We start from the raw sequence: 22,024 nt of genomic DNA, 5'->3' as shown, positions 1-22,024 counted from the left end.
GCCCGCCCGCGATGCGCTGGCGCGTACCGGGGATTTGTGCTTTTCTGCTTCGGCGAATCCGTTCAGGAGCATGCTGATGGCCAAGGGCATCCGTCGGGTGAACAAGTACGTCCTGCATCACCGCGACAAACCGGGTGACGGCTCGCACCTGCTGAAGACCCTGAAGAAGCACGGCATCAACCTGCTCGCCCTCACCGCCTTTCCGGCGGCATCCGGAACGTCGCAGGTCGAACTGATCCCCGAAGATGCCGCCTGGCTCGAAGCACTCGCCAAGCAGTTCGGCTGGCGCCTGTCGAAGAAGCGGACGGGTTTTCTCGCCCAGGGCAAGGACCGCGCCGGCGCGCTGGTCAAGCTCGCCGAGCGTCTGGGGACGGCCGGCATCAACATCACGCAGATCGATGCGATCGCCGCCGGCGCCGAGCGCTACGGGGCCGTGTTCTGGGTACGTCCGAAGGATGTCGAGCGCGCGACGCTCGTGCTCGGCGGCCGCTGACTGCCGTCGCCGCGCCGTGAAGCCGACCGCGCCCCGGCCGGCGCCGCCAGGACTGATACGGTGCGACCCGGCGCTGCCAGCGTTGCGGCTTGCGGTGGCAAGGCACAATCGCTAGCGTGGCCGCAGTCCTGCGCCGGATGACGGCTCCCCCATGCAGATGTTCATCGTACTCGTGCTCGTCGCGCTGATCGCGAGCCTGTTGCTGCTGTGGCGGCGCGCGCACCAGCAGCAACGCCTGCTGGCGACGCTGGCCCGCGACCAGACCGTGCTGGCCCGCAGCTGGAATGCGCTGCCGCCGGATGCCGCCACCCTGCTGAATACCGGCGGCGCCCTGATCACCATCGAAATCCTCAACCCGGTGGAACTCGCGAGCCAGGAATCGCCGCTGGCCGGGCCGCTCGGTCGCGTCGCGCCCGGGCTGATCCGCCGGCTCGTCTATCAACGCGCGGCCGAGATGCTGCGGCAGCAGCTCGGCGAGCACGGCGTACAGGCGGAGGTGCGCATCCATGGTCTGGGTTGACGCGGTGCTGGGCCTGCTCGCGATCGCGCTGAGCGCCGAGGTCTGGCGACGCAGCACCGCAGACACCCGCGCCATCGAAGGCCTTGCCGACAGTCTGCGTCGCAGCGGAGCCCTGCTGATCGAGCTGCGCCGCCGCATCGAACAGCAGCGACAACTGGCCGAAGCGCAGCAGCTGACCGAAACCGCGGTCGACGTCGGCACGCAGGCCGTTCGCCAGGTCCATTTCGGCATCGCGGCGATTCCGTTCGGCCTGCTCGAAGCCCTGCCGGCGACGCGGGACACGACGCGCGTCGTGCGCCAGGCCCACGATGTCATCGCCAACGCCGTCTACGGCACCATCCGCGGCGTCAACCGCCTGTCCGGTCAGGCGACCCGCAGCGCCCTCGGGCTGCGCACCGAACGCGACCCCGGGGTCAGCGGCCGCGACGACCACGACTGACAACAGGAAAACCCACGTGATCACCGTCCACCATCTCAACAACTCCCGCTCGCAACGCGTCCTCTGGCTGCTCGAGGAACTGGGCATCGACTACCGCGTCGAGCGTTACGAGCGCGACGCCAAGACCATGCTGGCACCGGCGTCGCTGAAGAACGTGCATCCGCTGGGCAAGTCGCCGGTGATCAGCGACGGCGAGCGCGTAGTCGCCGAGACCGGCGCGATCATCGAATACCTGGTCGACCGCCACGGCAGCGGCCGGCTGGCACCGGCGGCCGGCAGCGACGCCCGCCTTCGCTACAGCTACTGGCTGCACTATGCCGAGGGCTCGCTGATGCCCCTGATGGTGATGACCCTGATCTTCAACCGCATCGTTCCGGGAAGCCCCATGCTGATCCGGCCGATCGCCGCCGGTATCGTCAAGGCGGTGCATCGCCAGTTTCTCGGCCCGAACACCCGGCTGCATCTGGACTACGTCGAGTCGGAACTCGGCCGCAGCACCTGGTTCGCGGGCGAGGATTTCACCGCCGCCGACGTGCAGATGAGCTTTCCGCTGGAGGCCGCGGCGTCGCGTGCCGGCGGCATCGACGAGTATCCGCGGATCGCGGCCTTCCTCGAACGCATTCACGCGCGCCCGGCGTACCAGCGGGCCCTGCAGAAGGGCGGCCCCTACGAGCTGCTGCGCTGACGCGTTTGTCATGCGGCCGTTCTAAGATGCCGGCATGGCGCAGCTGCTCCCCCGCCCGTTCAGCACCGGCGACTTCCCGGAACTCGATGCCATCCGCGCACTGATCCGTCGCGCGGACGGACTGCTGCGCAGCGAAGTGCTGCACGAGGTCGTCCTCGGCAAGGAACGCCTGCCGTTGCACTGCCTGGAGCTGGGCACGACGGATCCGCGCGCGCCGGCCGTCGGTTTCTTCGGCGGCATCCACGGCGTCGAGCGCATCGGCGCCCAGGTACTGATCGCGTTCCTGCAAACGCTCATCGAGCGCCTGCACTGGGACGAGTCGCTGCGGCACATGCTCGAACGCGTACGCCTGGTCTTCGTGCCGCTGGTCAATCCCGGCGGCATGCGCCGCCGCACGCGCAGCAATCCGGCCGGCGTCGACCTGATGCGCAACGCGCCCGTCGACGCCGACCATGACGTCTCCTGGCTGCTCGGCGGTCAGCGCCTGACCTCGGCGCTGCCCTGGTATCGCGGCCGCCGGGATGCCCCGATGCAGCCGGAGGCCCAGGTGTTGTGCGAGGTCGTCGAGCAGCGCCTGCTGCCGCATGCCTTCAGCCTGTCGATCGATTGCCACTCCGGCTTCGGCACCAAGGACCGCATCTGGTTCCCGTACGCACGGTCGCGCCGGCCGATCGACTGCCTGCCGGAGATCTACGCGCTGCGCACGATGTTCCGCACCACGCATCCCTATCACAGCATCTACGTGATCGAACCGCAGGCGCGCCAGTACACGACGCACGGCGATCTCTGGGACTACCTCTACGACCGTGCCAAGCTCGGCAGCGACCGGCCCTTCATTCCGCTGACGCTGGAGATGGGTTCCTGGCTCTGGGTCAAGAAGAGCCCGGCGCAGATCTTCTCGGTGCTCGGCATCTTCAACCCGATCGCGCCGCACCGGCACCAGCGCATCCTGCGCACCCACCTCACCTTCTTCGATTTCATGATCCGCGCCGCGATCTCGCACGAGCGCTGGCGTCCGCCCCCCGAACTGCGCACGATGCTCTACGAGTCGGCCTTCGCCTACTGGTACGGCCCGCAGCCGCTCGACCGCAACCTGCAGGCCACCGGCTCGTGACGCCGCTGCAGCGCAGCCTCGCGCAGGCTCCGACCGCCAGTCCCTTCGGTTTCGATCTCGATGCCGCCGGCGTCGTGGCACTCGACCTGAGCGCCGGCAACGCGGCACTGGGGGCGTTCGATCCGCTCGACCTCGAGCGCTTCGGTACCTGGGTGCAGGCGCAGATGCACGCCGCCGCGGTTCGCTGCGCCGCCGGCGGGTACGCCGAAGACCGCGCGCTCTACCGCCTGAGTCCCCTGTTCCGTCGGGCCGATGGCCGCTGGCGGACGATTCATCTCGGTGTCGATCTGTGGGCCGCCGCCGGCACGCCGGTTCACGCCGTGCTCGACGGCAGGCTGCACAGCCTCGCCGACAACCGCACCTTCGGCGACTACGGCCCGACCCTCGTCTTCGCACACGAGATCGACGGCTGGCGCTTCCACACCCTCTACGGGCACCTGGCGCGCGCCGGCCTGTCGACGCTGCGCCCCGGTCAGGTCGTCGGCGCCGGCGAGCGCATCGGCGCACTCGGCGAACCCGGCGAGAACGTCGGCTGGCCGCCGCACCTGCACTTCCAGATCGTCATCGATCTCGAGGGGCGCACCGGTGACTACCCCGGCGTCTGCGAGGCCGGCGAGCGCGAACGCTGGCTTGCGAACTGCCCGGACCCCAACCTGCTGCTGCGCATCGCTGCACTGCGCAGCCACAGCCCGTAAAGTGCACGGCGCATACCGGGAGACGTTCATGGGCTTTTACGACCGCTACATCCTGCCGCACGTGATCGACTGCGCCTGCGGCCTCGGCGAGATCATGAAGGCACGTTCGCAGATCGTGCCGCGCGCACGCGGGCGCGTGCTGGAGATCGGCATCGGCAGCGGCCTGAACCTGGAGTTCTACGACGCGCACAAGGTCGAGCACATCTTCGGCGTCGATCCCTCGGCCGAGATCCAGACCAAGGCGCGCCGGCGGGCGCAGGGCATCGGCATTCCGGTGGACACGGTGCCGCTGGTGATCGAGCAGATCGGCGCCGCGGACGCCAGCTACGACAGCGTCGTCTGCACGTTCACGCTGTGCACGATTCCCGATCCGGTACCGGCGCTGGCCGAGATGCGCCGCGTGCTCAAGCCTGGCGGCGAGCTGCTGTTCTGCGAACACGGTCTCGCGCCGGATGACGGTGTCCGCCGCTGGCAGCACCGGCTGACACCGGTGTGGAAACCGATCGCCGGCGGCTGCCACCTGAACCGCGACATCCCGGCCCTGATCGAGGCCGGCGGATTCCGCATCGGCGAACTCGCACACCGCTACCTCAAGGGGCCGAAGCCGATGACCTACGTCTACTCGGGTGTCGCGCACGCCGCCTGAGGCGCGTGCAAACGCAAACGGCCCTTCGGGCATCCAAGGCCGACGGAGAACGAGCGAATGAGCCAGCACAACACCCACCACATGCCGGTCGGCTACGCCCTGTGGATCTTCGGATTCATGGGCGCCCACCGGTTCTACTACGGCCGCCAGATCACTGGCACGATCTGGTTCTTCACGCTCGGCCTGCTGTTCATCGGCTGGATCGTCGACCTGTTCCTGATCCCGGGGATGGACCGCGACGCCGACCGCCGCTACCGCGGCGGCCCTATCAACTACTCCGTCGCCTGGATCCTGCTGACCTTCCTCGGCATCTTCGGCATCCACCGCTTCTACCAGGGCAAGTGGATCACCGGAATCCTGTACCTGCTCACGGTCGGCGTCTTCGGGCTCGGCATCCTCTACGACTACTGGACGCTCAACGAGCAGATCGACGAACGCAACGCCGCGATCGCCCCCTGATCCGCCTCACAGGCGCATGCAGTTGGCGTAGTGCGTGACCGTCGCCGGCCAATCCGAGAAAATGCCGATGATGCCGACCTCGCGCGCCAGCACGTCGAGCACCTCGATCGCGTCGCCGTCGTTGTCCATCACCTCAGCGACGCTCTGGAAGTAGTACTGGCGCCCCTCGGGGATCATGTCCGCGATCGGACCGGTACGCTCGAAGCTCCAGGCAATGATGTCGAGCCCCGCCAGACGCGCTAGTTGTGCGTACCCGGACGGCACGATCCGCTGCGATTCGTCGAGCGTTACCAGCGCCCACATCGGCGGCGCGACGATGCGCACGCCCTGCGCGGCCAGCGCCTGGAAGTCCTCGAGCGTGGCGACGAAGGCAGGATCGTCGACGCGGCCGTCGAGATAGACCGCCTGGCGTCCGAACAGCGGCTCGTGCTCGATCCAGTACCGCACGTCCTCGATGCGGAAGGACTGCGGGAACACCTCGCGCGGACGCACGCCGGCGGCGCGGTACTCGTCGATCATCTGCTGCGCGTACTGCTGCTGGGTGTAGTCGCCCTGGTACGGCATCGGCACCGACGGCTCCTTGAGCTCCGGCGTCATCTTCACGCCGTGGCGCCGGAACAGCGCGATGCTCTCGGCATGTGTCATCAGCGTACCGCAGCCGGCGTACAGGTCCGTGCGCCAGCGGGCCGTCCCGTCGAGGTACTGGGCGACGCTCGTCGCATCCGGGTTCGCCGCGTCCATCTTGCCGCACAGCGTCCTGAACTCGGCCAGCGTGATGTCGCTGGTGCAGCAGCGCGCCGATGCCGCGCGGGTGCGCTCGCCGGTCGCCGGATCGAACTCGGCGGGCACGAACGGCGCCGAGCACTTCGCCGCCAGGTCCGGTCTCGCCAGGATGTCGGTCGTCGTGTGCAGATCGCACTGCGAATGCCGGCAGACCAGCTCACGGTCCGCGGTGAACGTCACGTCGCACTCGACGATGCCGGCCCCCATGCGGATGGCAGCTTCGTAGAACTCGCGCGTGTGCTCCGGAAACTGCAGCGGGGCGCCGCGATGCGCAATCGAGAAGTCGCTACGCCGCGACGGTCGCTTCGCGCACTGCTGCAGCCGGCGCTTGAGCGGACTGTCGTCCATGTCCTCGACCAGATGGAACGGTCGTGGCCCGAGTTCGACCGCGGTCCCTGCCTGACCGTGATCGCCGCCCGCCGTCGCGGACCCCGGGGCCCATGCCGCGCACAGCGCGACAATGGCCGACAACAGCCCTCTCACCTTCCTGCGCTTGCGCATGCCGTGCTCCTTCCGTGGAGGTCCGTCTCCCGGACCGGCCGCTGCAGTGTCCCGGTCGACTGTGAGAACGGCGTGGCGGACAGATGGCGTGCGGATGACGGTCTCACGTCATCGCCGTCCCGGTGAACAGGTCCTGCACGCGCGGATCGTCGGCGTCGGCGAAATTTCCCAGTCCGACACCGACGAGACGGTAGCGCGTACCGGCCACGCCTGCCGCGCGCGCCAGCAGGCCGACCGCAATGCCGACGAATTCGGCCTCGTCCGCCGGCGGCAGCGGCGGCGTGTGACTGCGCGTCAGGATGCGGAAGTCCGCGGTCTTGAGCTTGAGCACGACCGTGCGCCCGATCCGCTCGTACTTGCGCGACGCCGTCCAGGCTTTCCGCGCCATGCGTTCGACGTGCGGAGCCAGTGCATCGAGCGGCAGATCCTGGGCGAAGGTGTCTTCGGCCGAAACCGACTGCACCGGGCGGTCCGGTTCGACGCTGCGTTCGTCGATCCCGTGCGCCAGTTCGTGAAGGCGCCGGCCATAGCGACCGAAACGATCCTGCAGCTCACCTGGATCGCGCAGGCGCAATTGCCCGACCGTCGCGATGCCCATCTGCGCCAGCCGGCCTTCCATCACCTTGCCGACGCCGGGCAGGCGCCCCACCGGTAACGGTTCGAGAAACTTCGCGACGTGTGCCGGCCGGATCACGAACAGGCCATCGGGCTTGCGCCAGTCCGAGGCGATCTTCGCGAGAAACTTGTTCGGGGCGACTCCGGCCGAAGCCGTCAGCTGCAGTTCGGCGCGAATCGCGGCGCGGATCGATTCGGCGATCGCGGTGGCGCTGGGCAGATCGCTGAGCGGATGGCTCACGTCCAGGTAGGCCTCGTCCAGGGACAGCGGTTCGACCAGCGCGGTATGGCGGCGGAAGATCTCGCGGACCTGGCGCGACACCGTTCGGTAGCGGCTGAAATCCGGCGGCACGAACGCAGCCTCCGGACACAGCCGCTCGGCGCGCACCGCCGGCATCGCCGAGCGCACGCCGAAGCGCCGCGCCTCATACGAGGCCGCACAGACCACCGAGCGCGCCCCCCGCCACGCCACGACCACCGGACGGCCGCGCAACGACGGATCGTCGCGCTGCTCTACGGATGCGTAGAACGCATCCATGTCCACGTGAATGATCTTGCGCATTCGCCGCCATCGTAGCGGTCGCAACGCAAAACCGGCTACGCTGCAGCGCTTTGTGACGGGGGAGCCGGATGAGCACGCAATGGACCGTGGCGGACATTCCGCCGCAGCAGGGTCGCCGCATCGTCGTGACCGGGGCGAGCAGCGGGCTGGGACTGGAGACCAGCGTTGCGCTCGCCGCGGCCGGCGCCGAGGTGATCATGGCCTGCCGCAATCCGGACCGGGCCGGCGCCGCGCTCGACCAGGTGCAGCGGCGCGCTCCCGGCGCGAAGGCCGAGCTGATGACCCTGGACCTCGCCGACCTGGCGTCGGTCCGCACGTTCGCTGCCGATTGCGCACGCCGCTTCGAGCGCATCGACGTGCTGTGCAACAACGCCGGCGTCATGGCGCTGCCGCTGCAGCGCACGAAGGACGGTTTCGAGATGCAGATGGGCACCAACCATCTCGGCCACTTCGCCCTCACCGGCCTGATGCTCGACCAGCTCAAGGCCACAGCCGGCGCGCGCGTCGTCAGCGTCGCCAGCAATGCCCACAAGTGGGGCATGCGCCTCGATGCGGGCGACCTGGGCTTCGAGCGCCAGCGCTACAACAAGTGGGACGCCTACGGTCGCAGCAAGATGGCCAACCTGAGGTTCCACTTCGAGCTGGACCGTCGCCTGCGCGCCGCCGGTTTCGATGTCCGCTCGGCCTGTGCCCACCCGGGCTATGCGGCGACCAATCTGATGTTCGTCGGGCCGGCGCAGCAGAACTCCCGTGTCGGCAGGCTGCTGATGCAGTTCGGCAACGCCTTGCTCAGCCAGGATCAGGCCATGGGCGCGCTGCCGCAGCTCTACGCGATCACCATGCCCGACGTCGAAAGCGGCGACTACTTCGGTCCGGACGGCTGGCAACAGCTCAAGGGCCATCCGCGGCGCGTCGGCTGCCTGCGCATCGCCCGCGATCCCGAACGCAACCGCTTGCTGTGGGAGGCATCGGAACGCCTCACCGGCGTGCGCTATCTTTGACCCCGACGCTTCGAATCCACTTTCCGACGATGACCCGCATCATCCTTCCGCTGACGCTCACCACCCTGCTGATCGGCGCCTGCGCCCGCGGCGACACCGTGCCGCCGCCGGCGCCGTGCAGCACGCATTGCACGACCCACACCGACGGCTACGAATGGGCACAGCGCGGCAACTTCACCGATCCGCAGTACTGCGAGGGCTACCCGGACGCCTTCGTCTTCGGCTGCCGCAACGGCGTCGAGGACCTGCGTCAGCTCAGGCCGTCATCCGAAGGGATCTGAACGCCCGGCGCCCCGCCTACTCGCCGTCGACCGGCGGCAGTACGGCGTCCTCGGCTCCCTCGGCATCCTCGCCGTCGATCCGGTCGACCCCGACGAGGCGATCGCCGTCGGTCGGCCGCATCAGGCGCACACCCTGGGTGTTGCGGCTCATCGTGCGCACGTCGCTGGTCTTGAAGCGGATGAGAATGCCGCTCTCGGAAATCAGCATCACCTCGTCGTCGTCGCCGACCGCGACGGCGCCGATCAGGCGACCGGTCTTCTCCGACAGCGCCTGCGCGATCACGCCCTGGCCGCCGCGGCCGCGCCGCGGGAACTGCGCGACCGGCGTGCGCTTGCCGTAGCCCAGTTCCGACACCGTCAGGATCTCGCTGTCCTGATCGCCGCCGTTGGCGACCAGCAGGGAGATCACGCGCGCCTGCTCCGGACCGGTGTCGGCGGCAGCCTCGTCGGCCTCATCGGCCGCCGCGTCCTCGGTCTCGTCGTCGCCGCTGGCAAAGGTCTTCAGCAGGCGCATGCCGCGCACGCCGGTGGCGCCGCGCCCCATCGGCCGTACGTCGGCCTCGTTGAAGCGGATCGCACGGCCACCGTCGGAGATCAGGATGATGTCGTGACCGCCGCCGGTCAGTGCGACGCCGACCAACTCGTCGTCGACGCGCAGGTCGACGGCGATGATGCCGTTGGCGCGCACGTTCTTGAACGCGGCCAGTTCGGTCTTCTTCACCGTGCCGCGCCGCGTCACCATGAAGATGAACGCCTTCTGCTCCGGCGAGGCCATGCCGGGCGGGGCGTCGTCGAAGGACTTGATCGGCAGCACGGCGTTGACCTTCTCCCGCTCTTCCAGCGGCAGCAGGTTATTGAACGGCTTGCCGCGCGAACCGCGCGAACCGCTCGGCAGCTCGAACACGCGCAGCTTGTAGCACTTGCCCAGGCTGGAGAAGCACAACAGCGTGTCGTGCGAGTGGGCCACCCACAGGCGATCGACGAAATCCGCTTCCTTGGTCGTCGCCGCGATCCGGCCGCGACCACCGCGCCGCTGCGCCTGGTACTCGTCCAGCGGCACCGCCTTGACGTAGCCTTCGTGCGACAGCGTGACCACCATGTCCTGCGGCGGGATCAGGTCCTCGCGCGCCATGTTCAGCGCGGCGTCGGTGATCTCGGTGCGACGTGCGTCGCCGTACTGCTCCTTGATCTCGCGCAACTCGCCGCGGATCACGTCGAGCAGGCGCTCGTCAGAGCCGAGGATGTCGAGGTAGTCCAGAATCGACTCCAGCAGCTGCCGGAACTCGTCGTGGATCTTGTCCTGCTCGAGCCCGGTGAGGCGATGCAGACGCAGATCGAGAATCGCCTGGGCCTGGGCCTCGGACAGACGGTAGCCCGCTCCGTCCGCACCGTCGACGATGCCGAATTCCGCCGCCAGGTCCGACGGACGCGACGCATCGCTGCCGGCACGCTCGAGCATCGCGGTGACCGGTCCCGGTGCCCACAGCCGCGCCATCAGTCCGGCCTTGGCCTCGGCGGGGTTCGGGCTGGTCTTGATCAGCTCGATGATCGCGTCGATGTTGGCCAGCGCGACCGAAAGCCCCTCCAGCACATGGGCGCGTTCACGCGCCTTGCGCAGCAGGTAGCGTGTGCGCCGCGTGACCACCTCGCGGCGATGGCGGACGAAGATCTGCAGCAGTTCCTTGAGCGACAGCAGTCGCGGCTGGCCGTTGTCCAGCGCGACCATGTTGAGGTTGAAGCTGTCCTGCAGCTGGGTGTGCTGGAACAGGTTGTTCAGCACCACCTCGGCGTTCTCGCCGCGCCGCAGCTCGATCACCATGCGCGTGCCGTCCTTGTCGGACTCGTCGCGCAGCTCGGTGATGCCCTCGATCTTCTTGTCCTTGACCAGCTCGGCGATCTTCTCGAGCAGCCGCGCCTTGTTCACCTGGTACGGCAGCTCGGTGACGATGATCGCCTGCTTGTCGTTGCCGATGTCCTCGAAGTGCGTGCGCGAGCGGATGACGACACGCCCGCGGCCGGTCGCGTAGGCGTCGACCAGACCGTGCGCGTCGAGCAGCAGGCCCGCGGTCGGAAAGTCCGGCGCCGGGATGTGCTGCATCAGCTCGGCCAGCTCGATCTCGGGGTTGTCGATCAGCGCGATGCAGCCGTCGATGACCTCGGAAAGATTGTGCGGCGGGATGTTGGTCGCCATGCCGACGGCGATGCCCGAGCTGCCGTTGATGAGCAGCTGCGGCACCTTGGTCGGCAGCACGCCCGGCTCGGTCTCGGAACCGTCGTAGTTGGGCTGGAAGTCGACCGTCTCCTTGTCGATGTCCGCCAGCAGCTCGTGCGCCAAGCGCGCCATGCGCACCTCGGTGTAACGCATCGCCGCCGGCGCGTCGCCGTCGACCGAGCCGAAGTTGCCCTGGCCGTCGACGAGCACGTAGCGCATCGAGAAGTCCTGGGCCATGCGCACCATCGTGTCGTACACCGCGGAGTCGCCGTGCGGGTGGTACTTACCGATGACGTCGCCGACGATGCGCGCCGACTTCTTGTACGGCTTGTTGTAGTCGTTGCCGAGCTCCTTCATCGCGTAGAGCACACGGCGATGCACCGGCTTGAGGCCGTCGCGCGCGTCCGGGAGCGCTCGGCCGACGATCACGCTCATCGCGTAATCGAGATAACTGCGCCGCATCTCGTCCTCGAGATTGACGCTCAGAACCTCCTTGGCGAAGTCACTCATGTCCGGCTTCATGTATGCGGCACGCCGCGGCCCTCGCGGTGCCGCAGCTTTTATTGCCTTTTCAGAGGGTTGCGCACCCGGTGGGCGCGGTCATATTTGTCAAGGAATTTTAACACAAAGCCCCCTCGAAAGGGCCTATCCCAGCAGCCGCGCGACCCCCTCGGACGTGGGCGTCCCGACGACGCCACGCTCGCAGACGATGGCATCGATCAGCTCCGCCGGCGTCACGTCGAACACCGGGTTGAAGGCGTCGAATCCATCGGGTGCCACGGCCTGCCCGCGGAACGCCGTGAGTTCGGTGGACGGCCGCTCCTCGATCGGGATCTCGCGACCTGACGGGCAGCGCAGGTCGAAGGTGCCGCTCGGGGCCGCGACCATGACCTTCACCCCGTGACGACGGGCCGCGACGGCGAGCGCATACGTCCCGATCTTGTTAGCGGTGTCGCCGTTCGCGGCGATGCGATCGGCGCCGACGATCACCCAGTCGATCTTCTCGCGCGACATCAGGTGCGCCGCGGCACCGTCGGCGATCAGGCGCGCCGGGATGCCCTCCTGCTGCAGTTCCCACGCCGTCAGGCGCGCGCCCTGCAACCACGGCCGCGTCTCGGTGTTGTAGACCATGGCCAGCCGGTTCTGCGCCCAGGCGCTGCGGATCACGCCGAGCGCGGTGCCGTGGCCGCCGGTGGCCAGCGCGCCGGTGTTGCAATGGGTGATCACGCGTGCGCCGGACGGCAGCAACGCGGCACCGAAGGCGCCGATCTGCAGGTTCTGCGCCAGATCCTCCTCGTGGATGCGCACGGCCTCGGCTTCCAGGGCCTCGATGTCATGCGTCGCCAGCCACACACCGCGCATGCGTTCGAGTGCCCAGCGCAGGTTCACCGCGGTGGGCCGCGACGCGGCCAGCGCGGCGAAGGCGCGGTCGAAACCGTCGGCGTCGGCGCGCAGCGCCAGCACCAGTCCGTACGCGGCCGCGATGCCGATCGCCGGCGCACCGCGCACCGCCATGTCGTGGATCGCCGCGGCCACGTCGGCGGCACCGCGGCAATCGAGCCAGCGCACGTGCTGCGGCAGCTCGCGCTGGTCCAGCAACCGCAGCTGCTCGCGGGTCCAGAGAATCGGCTGCACGGCGGAGGTCATGGCATCGCTCGGATAGAATGCGGCGCAGATTCTACCGGCCCCGCTGACACCCATGATTTCCGTCGACCTGCTGGTCGCACCGCGCTGGCTCGTGCCGATCGAACCGGCCGGCGCCGTGCTCGAATCCCATGCGCTGATCGTCGATGGCGGGCGCATCGTCGCGGTCCTGCCGATCGCCGAGGCCCGGGCGCAGTACCAGGCACGCGAGACGCTGGCGCTGCCCGACCACGCAGTGCTGCCCGGCCTGGTCAACGTCCACACGCACGCGGCAATGAGCCTGCTGCGCGGCATCGCCGACGACCTGCCGCTGATGGACTGGCTGCAGAACCACATGTGGCCGGCCGAGGCCGCGCACGTGGCACCCGACTTCTGCGAGGACGGCGCGCGGCTGGCGTTCGCCGAGATGATCCGAGGCGGCGTCACCTGCATCAACGACATGTACTTCTTCCCCGACGCGAGCGCGCGCATCGCCATCGAGGCGGGTGTGCGCGCCAGCGTCGGCCTGATCGCGATCGACTTCCCGAGCGCCTGGGCATCGTCGGCCGATGAATACATCCACAAGGGCCTGGAACTGCACGACGCCCTCAAGCACGAGCCGCTGGTGCGCACGATCTTCGCGCCGCATGCGCCCTATACGGTCTCCGACGCACCGCTGCTGAAAATCCGCCAGTACGCCAACGAGCTGGGTATCGGCATCCACATGCACGTGCACGAAACCGCCGGCGAGGTGGCGATGGCCGTAGAGGCCACCGGCAAGCGCCCCTGGCAGCGGCTGCGCGAGCTCGAGCTGCTCGGCCCGGACTTCATCGCGGTGCACATGACCCAGCTCACCGACGAGGAGATCGCGCAGGCCGCGGCGCACGGCGTTCATGTGGCCCACTGTCCCGAATCCAACCTCAAGCTCGCCAGCGGTTTCGCGCCGATCGGCAAACTGCGCGCGGCCGGCGTCAACGTCGCCCTGGGCACCGACGGCGCGGCGAGCAACAACGATCTCGACCTGTTCGGGGAAATGCGCTGCGCGGCCCTGCTGGCCAAGGCGGTGGCAGGCGACGCGCGGACCCTGCCGGCCGCCGACGCGCTGCACGCGGCGACGCTCGGCGGTGCCCGGGCGCTCGGCTTGGACGACGAGATCGGTTCGCTGGTGGCCGGCAAGTCGGCGGACTTCATCGCCGTGGACCTGTCCGCCGCGAACACCCAACCGGTCTACAACGTGCTCTCGCAACTGGTCTACGCCGCGGGCCGCGAACAGGTGAGCGATGCCTATGTCGCCGGTCGTGCGCTGCTGCGCGAGCGGCGTCTGACGACGCTCGACGAGCATGCCGCGATCGCCCGCGCCGGCGAGTGGCGCAGGAAGATCAAGCCATGACGAATGCGTCCGGAACAGAGCACGGTCCGGTCGGGGCCGGCGCCACGGCTGGAACCCGCAGCGCCAATGTCGATCAGAAGGAGATCGCCAACTTCGACGCCCTCGCCGCGCGCTGGTGGGACCCGCAGGGCGAGATGCAGGCGCTGCACGTCATCAACCCGCCGCGCGTGCGCTACATCGCGCGCTGCGCCGACGGGCTGCGGGGCAAGCGCGCCGTCGACGTCGGCTGCGGCGGCGGCCTGCTGGCCGAGGCGCTGGCACGCGAGGGCGCCCAGGTGCTCGGCGTCGACATGGCTGCGGACGTGCTCGCCGTCGCGCGTGCACACGCGCAGCAGTCCGGCGTCGCCGTCGACTACCGGCAGATCGCCGCCGAGCCGCTGGCGGCCGAGCAGGCCGGCCGTTACGACCTGGTGTGCTGCCTGGAGATGCTCGAGCACGTACCCGATCCGGCCTCGGTCGTCGCCGCCTGCGCGCGTCTCGTGCGCCCCGGTGGCGACGTGGTGTTCTCGACCATCCATCGCAACCCGAAGTCGTTCGCGCTGATGATCGTCGGCGCCGAGTATCTGCTGAACCTCGTGCCGCGCGGCACGCACCAGTACGAGAAGTTCATCCGGCCGTCCGAGCTGGAAGCCTGGGCGCGCGCGGCCGGACTCGAACTGCAGGGCATGAAGGGCCTGCGCTACAACCCGCTGCTGCGGGCAGCGACGCTGTCCGACGACATCGACGTCAACTACTTCATGCACTGCCGGCGACCGCAGGACCGATGAGCGCACCGGTCCACTGCGTGCTGTTCGATCTCGACGGCACGCTGGTCGATACCGCGCCGGATCTCGGCCATGCCGCCAACCACGTCCGCGCGACGCTGGGGCTGCCGCCGCTGCCGCTGGCCGACTACCGGCCGGTCGCGTCCGCCGGCGCTCGCGGGCTGCTGCACAAGGCGCTCGGCATCACGCCCGAGCATCCGGAGTTCGATGCGCACCGCCGCCTGTTCCTCGACCGTTATCGCGCACATCTGGCCGACGATTCGCGGCCTTTCGACGGTATCGCCGAGCTGCTGGCCGGCATCGAGGCGCAGCAGCGGCGCTGGGGTGTGATGACCAACAAGCCGGCGTGGTTGACCGGGCCGCTGCTCGATGCGCTCGACCTGGCCGCGCGCGCCTGCTGCGCCGTCAGCGCCGACGAGGTGCCACGCGCCAAGCCGGCACCGGACGGACTGCTGCACGCCGCAGCACTCGCCGGCGTTGCGGCGTCGAACTGTGTCTACGTGGGCGACGACCTGCGCGATATCGATGCGGCACACGCGGCGGGCATGCGCAGCATCGCCGCTGCTTGGGGCTACATCGGCGATACCCCGGTCGACCGCTGGGGCGCCGATCGGGTCGTGGAGTCGCCGGACGCCCTGCTGCACTGGCTCGCCGGGCAGCCTCGCGGCTGAGAGCCGCCCCGCGGGGGCCGCTACACTACGCGCCCCCTGCTGCCGCGCCACCGATGTCCGACTCGATTCCCGCCAACTACCAGCCGACACCGGATCTGCTCGCCGGCCGTCGCATCCTGATCACCGGCGCCGGCGACGGCCTCGGTCGCGCCGCGGCGCTGGGATGCGCGGCACACGGCGCCACCGTGATCCTGCTCGGACGCACGGTCAGGAAGCTGGAGGCCGTCTATGACGCCATCGAAGCCGGCGGCGCACCACAACCAGCGATCTACCCCATGCATCTGGTCGGCGCCGGATGGAAGGACTACGCCGATCTCGCGGAGACGGTGGCGCGAGAAATGGGCGGCCTCGACGGCCTGCTGCACTGCGCTGTCCACTTCAAGGCGTTCTCGCCGATGGCCGACATCGAGCCGAAGGACTGGGTGGAGGGGCTGCAGGTCAACCTCACCGCAGCCTACGCGCTGACCCGCAACCTGTTGCCGCTGCTGCAGGCGTCGAGCGACGCCTCGGTCGTCTTCCTGTCCGACCGGCACGGTCGCGAGCCGCATGCCTACGACGGTGTCTACGGCATCGCCAAGGCCGCGGTCGAGCAGATGATGCGCTCCTGGGCCGCGGAGCTGAGCGACCGCTCGACGCTGCGGATCAACAGCTTCGATCCGGGACCGATGCGCAGCGGCGTGCGCCTGCGCGGCTACCCGGGCGAGCGCGCCGAGACGGTGCCGCTGCCGGACAGTGTCGTGCCGAGCCTGCTGTGGTTGCTGGGTCCCGACAGCCGCGGCGTCAACGGTCGCGCGCTGTAGGACGGGGTTTGCGCATGGGCTTGCGCGCCGCGGACTTCGTGCGCGCCGCCGCCCTTCCGGTCGACGGCCTCGCGCTGCGCGGGCGTGCCGATGGACGTTCCGGCTCGAGTCCCACCGCCTCCATCAGGGCCTCGATCTCGGCCGCTGTCGCTTCACGGCTGGTGGCGGACTTGATGCCGCGGCCGAGCTCGATCGGCCCGTAGCTCACGCGGATCAGGCGGCTGACCTCGAGCCCCTGCGATTCGAACAGGCGACGGACCTCGCGGTTGCGCCCTTCGCGCAGCCGCACGCGGAACCACTGGTTGCTGCCCTCGCCGTCCTCGTAAGCATCGGCAAGCATCGACTCGAACCGCGCCATGCCGTCGTCGAGTTCGACGCCGCGCGTCAGGCGCTGGATCATCTCGGCATCCACCTGGCCGTGGACGCGCACCGCGTACTCGCGCGGCACCTCGAAACTCGGATGCATCAGGCGCCGCGCAAGCTCGCCGTTGTTGGTCAGCAGCAGCAGACCAGAGGTGTTGATGTCGAGCCGGCCGACGGCGATCCAGCGACTGGCCTCGAGGACCGGCAGCTTGCGGAATACCGTACGCCGCCCTTCCGGGTCCTCGCGCGTGACGACTTCGCCGACCTGCTTCTTGTAGATCAGCACGCGGGTAGGGTCGGCCTTGCGCTGCAGGCCGATCGGCCGGCCGTCGACGCGGATCTTGTCGTCGTGATCGACGCGCTGGCCGATCTCGGCCGGCCGCCCGTTGACCAGAATGCGCCCCTCGGCGATCAGGCGCTCGATCTCGCGGCGCGACGCGACGCCGGCGGTGGCCAGCAGTTTCTGGATGCGTTCGGCCACGGGGCGTCCGTGCTCAGTGCACGGTCGGCGGTGCCGGCGGGGCATCGCCCTCGCCCGCCTCGTCGCCGGTCCCGGTATCGGCCGGCGCAGCCTCGTCACCGGCGGCCGGCTGATCCTCTGCGGCGGACGCCGTCGTTCCGGCCGGCGCGTCGGCAACATGCGAGACCTCGTGCAGCTGCTCGCCGAGCTTCTGCAGGGCCGCTTCGAGCTGCTGCGGGTCCTTGATCTCGGGCAGGCTCGGCAGATCGTCGAGCGACTTCAACGACAGGTCGTCGAGCAACTGCTGGGTCGTGCCGAACAGCGACGGCCGGCCGGGCACTTCCTTGACGCCGACCTCGCGGATCCAGTTGCGTTCGAGCAGCGTGCGGATGATGTTCGGCGACAACGCCACGCCACGGACCTCCTCGATCTCGCCACGCGTGATCGGCTGGCGGTAGCAGACCAGCGCCAGCGTCTCCAGCAGCGCGCGCGACAGACGCGGCGGCTTCTCCTGCCACAGCTTGCTGACCCACTCGGCGTAGTCGGGCCGCACCTGGATGCGAAAGCCACTGGCCACTTCGCGCAGCTCCGCGGCGCGACCGGCCAGCGTCGCTTCCAGGCGCTCGAGCCCGGCGCGCAGATCCTTCTTGGTCACGCCCAGCTCGTTGCCGAGCAGGCGGTGCAGCTGCTCGATCGACAGCGGCTGGTCCGACGCCAGCAGCAGGGCTTCGAGCACGCGCTCGAGCATGCCCCAGCGCTCGTCGTCCACCTGCGGCGGCGACGCCAGGTCGAGATCCTGCTCGCCCGCGTCCTGGTTCGTCGTTTCTTCACTCATCGACAGCTTCCTCCAGCGTTGCCGGCGCGGCCTTGGGCGGCGCCAGCAGCATCGGTTCGAAGGGCGCATCCTGCTGCACGGCGATCAGCGACGACTTCGCCAGCTCGAGCACGGCGAGGAAGCAGACGACGACCCCGATACGCCCCTCTTCCGGGTCCACGAGATCGACGAAGCGCGCCGGCCCCTTGGAGATGCGCGACAGGATGTGCGACATGCGCTCGCGCACCGACAGCGGCTCGCGCGAGATCTGGTGATGCGTGAACAGCGCGCTGCGCTCCATGACGTCGCGGAACGCCATCACCAGCTCGCGCAGCGTCGGCATCGGCACCTGCGCCGACTGCGGAATCACCTCCGGCCGTGCCTGCGCGAGGAACACGTCGCGGCCGACGCGCGGCATCTTTTCCAGCGTCTCGCCAGCCGTCTTGAACCGTTCGTACTCCTGCAGGCGGCGCACCAGCTCCATGCGCGGGTCGCCCTGCTCCACCGCCTCGTCTGGCGGCGGACGCGGCAGCAGGATGCTCGACTTGATCTCGGCCAGCAGCGCCGCCATCACCAGGTACTCGGCGGCCAGTTCCAGCTTGAGCTCGCGCATCAGCTCGATGTACTGGATGTACTGCTGCGTGATCTTCAGGACCGGGATGTCGAGGATGTTCAGGTTCTGCCGGCGGATCAGGTACAGCAGCAGATCGAGCGGCCCCTCGAAGGCTTCGAGGAACACCTCGAGGGCGTCCGGCGGGATGTACAGGTCCTCCGGCAGCTTCTCCATCGGCTGGCCATGGACCTTCGGCGCGCGGGCGTCCGCGACCGCTGCGGGGACATCCGCGGTCATGTCCTCGGCGCCGGTTTCGGTATTCATGCCGGAATGAAACCGAGGGCGTCGTGGACGCGCTGCAGCGTGGCGTCGGCGCGTGCCGAGGCGCGTTCGGCGCCGTCGCGCAGCACGCGGCGCAGGCCTTCGGTGTCGTCACGCACCTCGCGGTAGCGTGCCTGCACCGGCTCCAGCGTCGCGACCACCGCGTCGGCAACCGCCTGCTTGAACTTGCCGTAACCCTGACCGTCGTACTCCTGCGCAATCGATTCGATCGAGCGGTTGCTCGCGGCCGCGAGAATCGACATCAGGTTCGAGACACCCGGCTTCTCGGCGACGTCGAAGCGCACCTCGCTGCCGAGGTCGGTGACCGCACGCTTGATCTTGCGCACGAGCGTGTCCGGCGGGTCGAGCAGGTACAGCGCATTGGTCGGCGCGTCGTCGGACTTGGACATCTTCTTCGTCGGTTCCTGCAGCCCCATGATGCGCGCGCCGACCGGCGGGATCATCGGCTCCGGAACGGTGAAGACCGGCTTGTCCGCGCCATGGACGTTGTTGAAGCGGATCGCCACATCGCGCGTCAGCTCGAGGTGCTGCTTCTGGTCGTCGCCCACCGGCACGGCATTGGCCTGGTAGAGCAGGATGTCGGCGGCCATCAGCACCGGATAGCTGAACAGGCCGGCGTTGATGTTGTCGACGTGCTTGGCGCTCTTGTCCTTGAACTGCGTCATCCGCGACAGCTCGCCGAACTGCGTATAGCAGTTCAGCACCCACGCCAGCCTCGCGTGCGCCGGCACGTGCGACTGCACGAACAGCACGTTCTTCGCCGGGTCGAGCCCGCAGGCGAGGTACAGGGAGATGAACTCGTAGCAGCGCTCGCGCAACTCCGCCGGGTCCTGGCGCACGGTGACCGCGTGCAGGTCCACGAGCATGTAGTAGCAGTCGTGACTGGCGTGCAGCGGCAGCCAGTTCTTGATCGCGCCCAGATAGTTGCCGAGGGTCAGGTGACCGGAGGGCTGGATGCCGGACAGGACGACGGGTTTGGGCGATGCGCTCACGGTGCGGGCTTGACGGGCAATGGGCCTGACGGCCGTTGGGAGGTCCGATCGACGGCCGCAGGACCGGCCCGATGCACCCTCGTAGGCGTCGCATTATACCGGCCGCCGGGTCCGGGCTGACCGGGCGCAGCCGCCCCTGCTAGCCCGCACTTCTCACAGGGGGATCGAGTGATGGCCGTATGCCGAGGCTGCCAGCGGCGCCGGGCTGGAACGAAACCGATGGTGGTTCCATCGGTTGAGTGAAGCCCAAGCCGATGGCACCGCAGGCAGGCCAGCGCCGATCAGCCTTCGATCCCGACAACAGCTTGTTCTGCAGGCTCATCGTGAAATCTTCAACCCCGTCCAGCACCGGCGCGAGGATCGAAGGCGACCCTGTGAGAAATGCGGGCTACAACCCGATCCGCTCCAGGTCGCCCTTGCCGCGACGGACCACGCTGACGTCGTCTTCGCTCAGATCCAGCACCGTGGTCGGATCGACGCCGCAGGGGCCGCCGTCGATCACGATGTCGACGGACCGGTCGAGCTGCTCGCGCCAGTCCTCGGGCTCGCCGACCGGCAGATCCTCGCCGGGAAACTGCAGCGTGCAGGAAATCAGCGGCTCGCCCAGGGTTTCGAGCAGGGCCTGCGTGGTGACGTGCCCCGGCACGCGGATGCCGACGGTCTTGCGCTTCTCGTGGGCCACGCGCCTCGGCAACTCCTTGGTCGCCATCAGCACGAAGGTGTACGGCCCCGGCGTCAGCGACTTGATCAGGCGGAACTGGCGGTTGTCGACCTTGGCGTAGGTCGCGATCTCGGACAGGTCGCGACACACCAGCGTGAACTGGTGATGGCGGTCGAAGTCGCGGATGCGTCTCAGCCGCTCCGCGGCACCGCGGTCGTCGAGCTGGCAGCCAAGCGCGTAGCAGGAGTCGGTCGGATACGCGATCACCGCGCCCTGTCGCACCCGCACGGCGATCTGCGCGAGCAGGCGCTGCTGCGGATTCACCGGGTGGATCTGGAACCAGTCGGCCATGAGGCGCGCATTCTACCGGCCCAAGCCTTCTAGAATGTACGGACCTCGTTCATCAAAGGACATCCAGCCTGCATGGAAAAGGCGTCGCCACGTCGGCGCCGGCCCGTACAGGACGCCACTCAATGAAGGCCCTGCTCGATTTCGCCCCCGCGCTGCTGTTCTTCGGCGCCTACTACGTCGCCGGCATCTACGTCGCCACCGGCGTGCTCATCGTCTCGCTGTTCCTGCTCGTGGCCGTCTACTGGCTGCGCGAGCGGCGCATCCACAAGACCCACCTGATCACCGCGGTCGTCGCCGGTCTGCTCGGCGGCCTGACGCTGTGGATTCGCGACCCGGCGTTCATCCAGTACAAGCCGACCGCGGTCTATGCCGTATTCTCCCTGGCCCTGCTGCTCAGCCACGTCATCGGCGACAAGGTACTGCTCGCCCGCATCCCGCAGAAGACGGTGACACTGCCGGACCCGGTCTGGCGCAAGGTGAACCTGGCCTGGGCCGGCTTCTTCGCGTTCTGCGCGCTGCTCAACGTCTATGTCGCCCAGCACTTCTCGGAAGAGACCTGGGTGCAGTTCAAGACCTTCGGCTTCACGCTGCTGATGTTCGTGTTCTTCCTCGCCCATGTGCCGTTCCTGCGGCAGTACCTGCCGGAGGAGTAGTCGATGCTCTACATGATCCTGGGCGAGGACGCGCCGGACTCGCTTCCGATCCGCCGCGCGACCCGTGCCGCGCATCTCGCCTACCTGCAACCGCTGATCGACGGGAAGCGGCTGTTCGCCGCCGGCCCGAGGCCGCGCGTCGATGCGCCCGATCCGGGGGACGCCGGGTTCCACGGCAGCCTGATCATCGCGGAGTTCCCGAGCCTCGCCGACGCCCGGGCCTGGGCGGCCGATGACCCGTATGTCCATGCGGGCGTGTTCAGCCGCACCACAGTGCAGCCGTATCTCAAGGTCCTGCCGTGAGCCGTGTCGAACGCATCCGCGAAACGCTGCAGCAGGCCTTCGCGCCGACGCACTTGGCCGTGCGCGACGACAGCCACCTGCACGCCGGTCATGCCGGCGCGGCCAGCGGCAAGGGACACTTCAGCGTCGAGATCGTCAGCGCCGCCTTCGCCGGCCAGAGACCGCTGCAGCGGCACCGGACGGTCTACGCCGCACTCGACGCCCTGATGCAGTCCGACATCCATGCGCTGTCCATCGTCGCGCGCACGCCCGACGAGGTCGCATCCTGAGCGTCCGGA

26 protein-coding genes are annotated in these 22,024 nt (G+C 68.8%); 17 read left to right on the top strand and 9 right to left on the bottom strand.

Annotated features, from left to right (window positions below; all coding sequences use genetic code 11):
- Positions 1–76 precede the first annotated feature (76 nt).
- The 8 genes from C8D93_RS02160 to C8D93_RS02125 all read left to right on the top strand — a co-directional run bounded on the left by C8D93_RS02160 (position 77) and on the right by C8D93_RS02125 (position 5,051).
- Positions 77–493 (top strand): hypothetical protein, encoded by a 417-nt coding sequence (locus C8D93_RS02160; RefSeq protein ID WP_146216481.1) that lies wholly within the window; start codon positions 77–79, stop codon positions 491–493.
- Between the two features lie 151 nt (positions 494–644).
- Positions 645–1,013: a hypothetical protein gene (locus tag C8D93_RS02155; protein WP_110263506.1), complete on the top strand. Its 369-nt coding sequence runs from the start codon at positions 645–647 to the stop codon at positions 1,011–1,013.
- Complete coding sequence (locus tag C8D93_RS02150) at positions 1,000–1,452, top strand: hypothetical protein (RefSeq protein ID WP_110263505.1); 453 nt, start codon at positions 1,000–1,002, stop codon at positions 1,450–1,452. The genes C8D93_RS02155 and C8D93_RS02150 overlap by 14 nt, the downstream gene beginning before the upstream one ends.
- Before the next feature lie 16 nt (positions 1,453–1,468).
- Positions 1,469–2,137, top strand: coding sequence for a glutathione S-transferase family protein (locus C8D93_RS02145; RefSeq protein WP_110263504.1), 669 nt, complete (start codon positions 1,469–1,471; stop codon positions 2,135–2,137).
- 34 nt (positions 2,138–2,171) lie between these two features.
- On the top strand, positions 2,172–3,251 hold the full coding sequence (locus C8D93_RS02140) for a M14 family zinc carboxypeptidase (RefSeq protein ID WP_110263503.1): 1,080 nt from the start codon (positions 2,172–2,174) through the stop codon (positions 3,249–3,251).
- Positions 3,248–3,946, top strand: a complete 699-nt coding sequence (locus tag C8D93_RS02135) for a peptidoglycan DD-metalloendopeptidase family protein (RefSeq protein ID WP_110263502.1) — start codon at positions 3,248–3,250, stop codon at positions 3,944–3,946. Before C8D93_RS02140 ends, C8D93_RS02135 begins: the two co-directional genes overlap by 4 nt.
- Before the next feature lie 28 nt (positions 3,947–3,974).
- On the top strand, positions 3,975–4,592 hold the full coding sequence (locus tag C8D93_RS02130; protein ID WP_110263829.1) for a class I SAM-dependent methyltransferase: 618 nt from the start codon (positions 3,975–3,977) through the stop codon (positions 4,590–4,592).
- Positions 4,593–4,649: 57 nt separating this feature from the next.
- Positions 4,650–5,051: an NINE protein gene (locus C8D93_RS02125; RefSeq protein ID WP_110263501.1), complete on the top strand. Its 402-nt coding sequence runs from the start codon at positions 4,650–4,652 to the stop codon at positions 5,049–5,051.
- A gap of 6 nt (positions 5,052–5,057) precedes the next feature.
- On the opposite strand, the gene C8D93_RS02120 is transcribed toward C8D93_RS02125, so the two are convergent.
- Positions 5,058–6,335 carry a glycerophosphodiester phosphodiesterase family protein gene (locus tag C8D93_RS02120; protein ID WP_110263500.1) on the bottom strand — a complete coding sequence of 426 codons (1,278 nt, stop codon included), beginning with the start codon at positions 6,333–6,335 and terminating at the stop codon, positions 5,058–5,060.
- Positions 6,336–6,438: 103 nt separating this feature from the next.
- Positions 6,439–7,512 carry a DNA polymerase IV gene (dinB, locus tag C8D93_RS02115; RefSeq protein ID WP_110263499.1) on the bottom strand — a complete coding sequence of 358 codons (1,074 nt, stop codon included), beginning with the start codon at positions 7,510–7,512 and terminating at the stop codon, positions 6,439–6,441.
- 68 nt (positions 7,513–7,580) lie between these two features.
- On the opposite strand from dinB, the gene C8D93_RS02110 reads away from it, so the two are divergent.
- Together C8D93_RS02110 and C8D93_RS02105 are read left to right on the top strand one after the other, a co-directional pair.
- Positions 7,581–8,513, top strand: coding sequence for an oxidoreductase (locus tag C8D93_RS02110; protein ID WP_110263498.1), 933 nt, complete (start codon positions 7,581–7,583; stop codon positions 8,511–8,513).
- 29 nt (positions 8,514–8,542) lie between these two features.
- A complete protein-coding gene (locus tag C8D93_RS02105) occupies positions 8,543–8,794 on the top strand; it encodes a hypothetical protein (protein WP_110263497.1) in 252 nt (83 codons plus the stop codon).
- A gap of 16 nt (positions 8,795–8,810) precedes the next feature.
- Here the strand turns inward: C8D93_RS02105 and gyrA are convergent, their stop codons facing one another.
- Together gyrA and mtnA are read right to left on the bottom strand one after the other, a co-directional pair.
- A complete protein-coding gene (gene gyrA, locus C8D93_RS02100; protein WP_110263828.1) occupies positions 8,811–11,516 on the bottom strand; it encodes a DNA gyrase subunit A in 2,706 nt (901 codons plus the stop codon).
- 135 nt (positions 11,517–11,651) lie between these two features.
- Positions 11,652–12,653, bottom strand: a complete 1,002-nt coding sequence (mtnA, locus tag C8D93_RS02095; RefSeq protein ID WP_110263496.1) for an S-methyl-5-thioribose-1-phosphate isomerase — start codon at positions 12,651–12,653, stop codon at positions 11,652–11,654.
- A gap of 52 nt (positions 12,654–12,705) precedes the next feature.
- Here mtnA and C8D93_RS02090 point away from each other — a divergent pair, with 52 nt between their 5' ends.
- From C8D93_RS02090 to C8D93_RS02075, 4 genes are read left to right on the top strand one after another with little or no spacing between them, the layout of a single operon-like run.
- On the top strand, positions 12,706–14,019 hold the full coding sequence (locus C8D93_RS02090; RefSeq protein WP_110263495.1) for a TRZ/ATZ family hydrolase: 1,314 nt from the start codon (positions 12,706–12,708) through the stop codon (positions 14,017–14,019).
- Positions 14,016–14,786 carry a bifunctional 2-polyprenyl-6-hydroxyphenol methylase/3-demethylubiquinol 3-O-methyltransferase UbiG gene (ubiG, locus tag C8D93_RS02085; RefSeq protein WP_110263494.1) on the top strand — a complete coding sequence of 257 codons (771 nt, stop codon included), beginning with the start codon at positions 14,016–14,018 and terminating at the stop codon, positions 14,784–14,786. Before C8D93_RS02090 ends, ubiG begins: the two co-directional genes overlap by 4 nt.
- Positions 14,783–15,454, top strand: a complete 672-nt coding sequence (locus C8D93_RS02080; RefSeq protein ID WP_110263493.1) for an HAD family hydrolase — start codon at positions 14,783–14,785, stop codon at positions 15,452–15,454. Before ubiG ends, C8D93_RS02080 begins: the two co-directional genes overlap by 4 nt.
- Before the next feature lie 53 nt (positions 15,455–15,507).
- Positions 15,508–16,254 carry an SDR family NAD(P)-dependent oxidoreductase gene (locus tag C8D93_RS02075; protein ID WP_110263492.1) on the top strand — a complete coding sequence of 249 codons (747 nt, stop codon included), beginning with the start codon at positions 15,508–15,510 and terminating at the stop codon, positions 16,252–16,254.
- Here the strand turns inward: C8D93_RS02075 and rluB are convergent.
- The 5 genes from rluB to C8D93_RS02050 form a co-directional block, all read right to left on the bottom strand.
- A complete protein-coding gene (gene rluB, locus C8D93_RS02070; protein WP_211307155.1) occupies positions 16,235–17,098 on the bottom strand; it encodes a 23S rRNA pseudouridine(2605) synthase RluB in 864 nt (287 codons plus the stop codon). The two genes, C8D93_RS02075 and rluB, sit on opposite strands and share 20 nt — an antisense overlap.
- Positions 17,099–17,111: 13 nt before the next feature.
- A complete protein-coding gene (gene scpB, locus C8D93_RS02065) occupies positions 17,112–17,912 on the bottom strand; it encodes an SMC-Scp complex subunit ScpB (RefSeq protein WP_110263490.1) in 801 nt (266 codons plus the stop codon).
- Positions 17,905–18,768 carry a segregation and condensation protein A gene (locus C8D93_RS02060; protein ID WP_110263489.1) on the bottom strand — a complete coding sequence of 288 codons (864 nt, stop codon included), beginning with the start codon at positions 18,766–18,768 and terminating at the stop codon, positions 17,905–17,907. The genes scpB and C8D93_RS02060 overlap by 8 nt, the downstream gene beginning before the upstream one ends.
- The gene (gene trpS, locus C8D93_RS02055; RefSeq protein ID WP_110263488.1) at positions 18,765–19,778 is read right to left on the bottom strand and encodes a tryptophan--tRNA ligase; all 1,014 of its coding nucleotides are present in this window, start codon (positions 19,776–19,778) and stop codon (positions 18,765–18,767) included. Before trpS ends, C8D93_RS02060 begins: the two co-directional genes overlap by 4 nt.
- 388 nt (positions 19,779–20,166) lie before the next feature.
- Complete coding sequence (locus tag C8D93_RS02050) at positions 20,167–20,790, bottom strand: L-threonylcarbamoyladenylate synthase (protein WP_110263487.1); 624 nt, start codon at positions 20,788–20,790, stop codon at positions 20,167–20,169.
- Positions 20,791–20,912: 122 nt separating this feature from the next.
- On the opposite strand from C8D93_RS02050, the gene ispZ reads away from it, so the two are divergent.
- The 3 genes from ispZ to C8D93_RS02035 are packed head-to-tail and all read left to right on the top strand — an operon-like array spanning position 20,913 to position 22,015.
- Positions 20,913–21,443 (top strand): septation protein IspZ, encoded by a 531-nt coding sequence (gene ispZ / locus C8D93_RS02045; protein ID WP_110263486.1) that lies wholly within the window; start codon positions 20,913–20,915, stop codon positions 21,441–21,443.
- A 3-nt stretch (positions 21,444–21,446) separates the two neighbouring features.
- The gene (locus C8D93_RS02040; protein ID WP_110263485.1) at positions 21,447–21,746 is read left to right on the top strand and encodes a YciI family protein; all 300 of its coding nucleotides are present in this window, start codon (positions 21,447–21,449) and stop codon (positions 21,744–21,746) included.
- The gene (locus C8D93_RS02035; protein WP_110263484.1) at positions 21,743–22,015 is read left to right on the top strand and encodes a BolA family protein; all 273 of its coding nucleotides are present in this window, start codon (positions 21,743–21,745) and stop codon (positions 22,013–22,015) included. The genes C8D93_RS02040 and C8D93_RS02035 overlap by 4 nt, the downstream gene beginning before the upstream one ends.
- The last annotated feature ends 9 nt before the right edge of the window (positions 22,016–22,024 follow it).

This window comes from Sinimarinibacterium flocculans (genome assembly GCF_003201205.1).
Classification (GTDB): domain Bacteria; phylum Pseudomonadota; class Gammaproteobacteria; order Nevskiales; family Nevskiaceae; genus Solimonas; species Solimonas flocculans.
This window is presented reverse-complemented; position numbering and strand designations above follow the sequence as displayed.

Bases quoted from the DNA above. Each gene is read 5' to 3' on its own strand.
- C8D93_RS02160 (WP_146216481.1), top strand. From the start codon at position 77: ATGGCCAAGGGCATCCGTCGGGTGAACAAGTACGTCCTGCATCACCGC.
- C8D93_RS02155 (WP_110263506.1), top strand. From the start codon at position 645: ATGCAGATGTTCATCGTACTCGTGCTCGTCGCGCTGATCGCGAGCCTG.
- C8D93_RS02150 (WP_110263505.1), top strand. From the start codon at position 1,000: ATGGTCTGGGTTGACGCGGTGCTGGGCCTGCTCGCGATCGCGCTGAGC.
- C8D93_RS02140 (WP_110263503.1), top strand. From the start codon at position 2,172: ATGGCGCAGCTGCTCCCCCGCCCGTTCAGCACCGGCGACTTCCCGGAA.
- C8D93_RS02130 (WP_110263829.1), top strand. From the start codon at position 3,975: ATGGGCTTTTACGACCGCTACATCCTGCCGCACGTGATCGACTGCGCC.
- C8D93_RS02125 (WP_110263501.1), top strand. From the start codon at position 4,650: ATGAGCCAGCACAACACCCACCACATGCCGGTCGGCTACGCCCTGTGG.
- C8D93_RS02120 (WP_110263500.1), bottom strand. From the start codon at position 6,335: ATGCGCAAGCGCAGGAAGGTGAGAGGGCTGTTGTCGGCCATTGTCGCG.
- dinB (WP_110263499.1), bottom strand. From the start codon at position 7,512: ATGCGCAAGATCATTCACGTGGACATGGATGCGTTCTACGCATCCGTA.
- C8D93_RS02110 (WP_110263498.1), top strand. From the start codon at position 7,581: ATGAGCACGCAATGGACCGTGGCGGACATTCCGCCGCAGCAGGGTCGC.
- C8D93_RS02105 (WP_110263497.1), top strand. From the start codon at position 8,543: ATGACCCGCATCATCCTTCCGCTGACGCTCACCACCCTGCTGATCGGC.
- gyrA (WP_110263828.1), bottom strand. From the start codon at position 11,516: ATGAGTGACTTCGCCAAGGAGGTTCTGAGCGTCAATCTCGAGGACGAG.
- mtnA (WP_110263496.1), bottom strand. From the start codon at position 12,653: ATGACCTCCGCCGTGCAGCCGATTCTCTGGACCCGCGAGCAGCTGCGG.
- C8D93_RS02090 (WP_110263495.1), top strand. From the start codon at position 12,706: ATGATTTCCGTCGACCTGCTGGTCGCACCGCGCTGGCTCGTGCCGATC.
- ubiG (WP_110263494.1), top strand. From the start codon at position 14,016: ATGACGAATGCGTCCGGAACAGAGCACGGTCCGGTCGGGGCCGGCGCC.
- C8D93_RS02080 (WP_110263493.1), top strand. From the start codon at position 14,783: ATGAGCGCACCGGTCCACTGCGTGCTGTTCGATCTCGACGGCACGCTG.
- C8D93_RS02075 (WP_110263492.1), top strand. From the start codon at position 15,508: ATGTCCGACTCGATTCCCGCCAACTACCAGCCGACACCGGATCTGCTC.
- scpB (WP_110263490.1), bottom strand. From the start codon at position 17,912: ATGAGTGAAGAAACGACGAACCAGGACGCGGGCGAGCAGGATCTCGAC.
- C8D93_RS02060 (WP_110263489.1), bottom strand. From the start codon at position 18,768: ATGAATACCGAAACCGGCGCCGAGGACATGACCGCGGATGTCCCCGCA.
- C8D93_RS02050 (WP_110263487.1), bottom strand. From the start codon at position 20,790: ATGGCCGACTGGTTCCAGATCCACCCGGTGAATCCGCAGCAGCGCCTG.
- ispZ (WP_110263486.1), top strand. From the start codon at position 20,913: ATGAAGGCCCTGCTCGATTTCGCCCCCGCGCTGCTGTTCTTCGGCGCC.
- C8D93_RS02040 (WP_110263485.1), top strand. From the start codon at position 21,447: ATGCTCTACATGATCCTGGGCGAGGACGCGCCGGACTCGCTTCCGATC.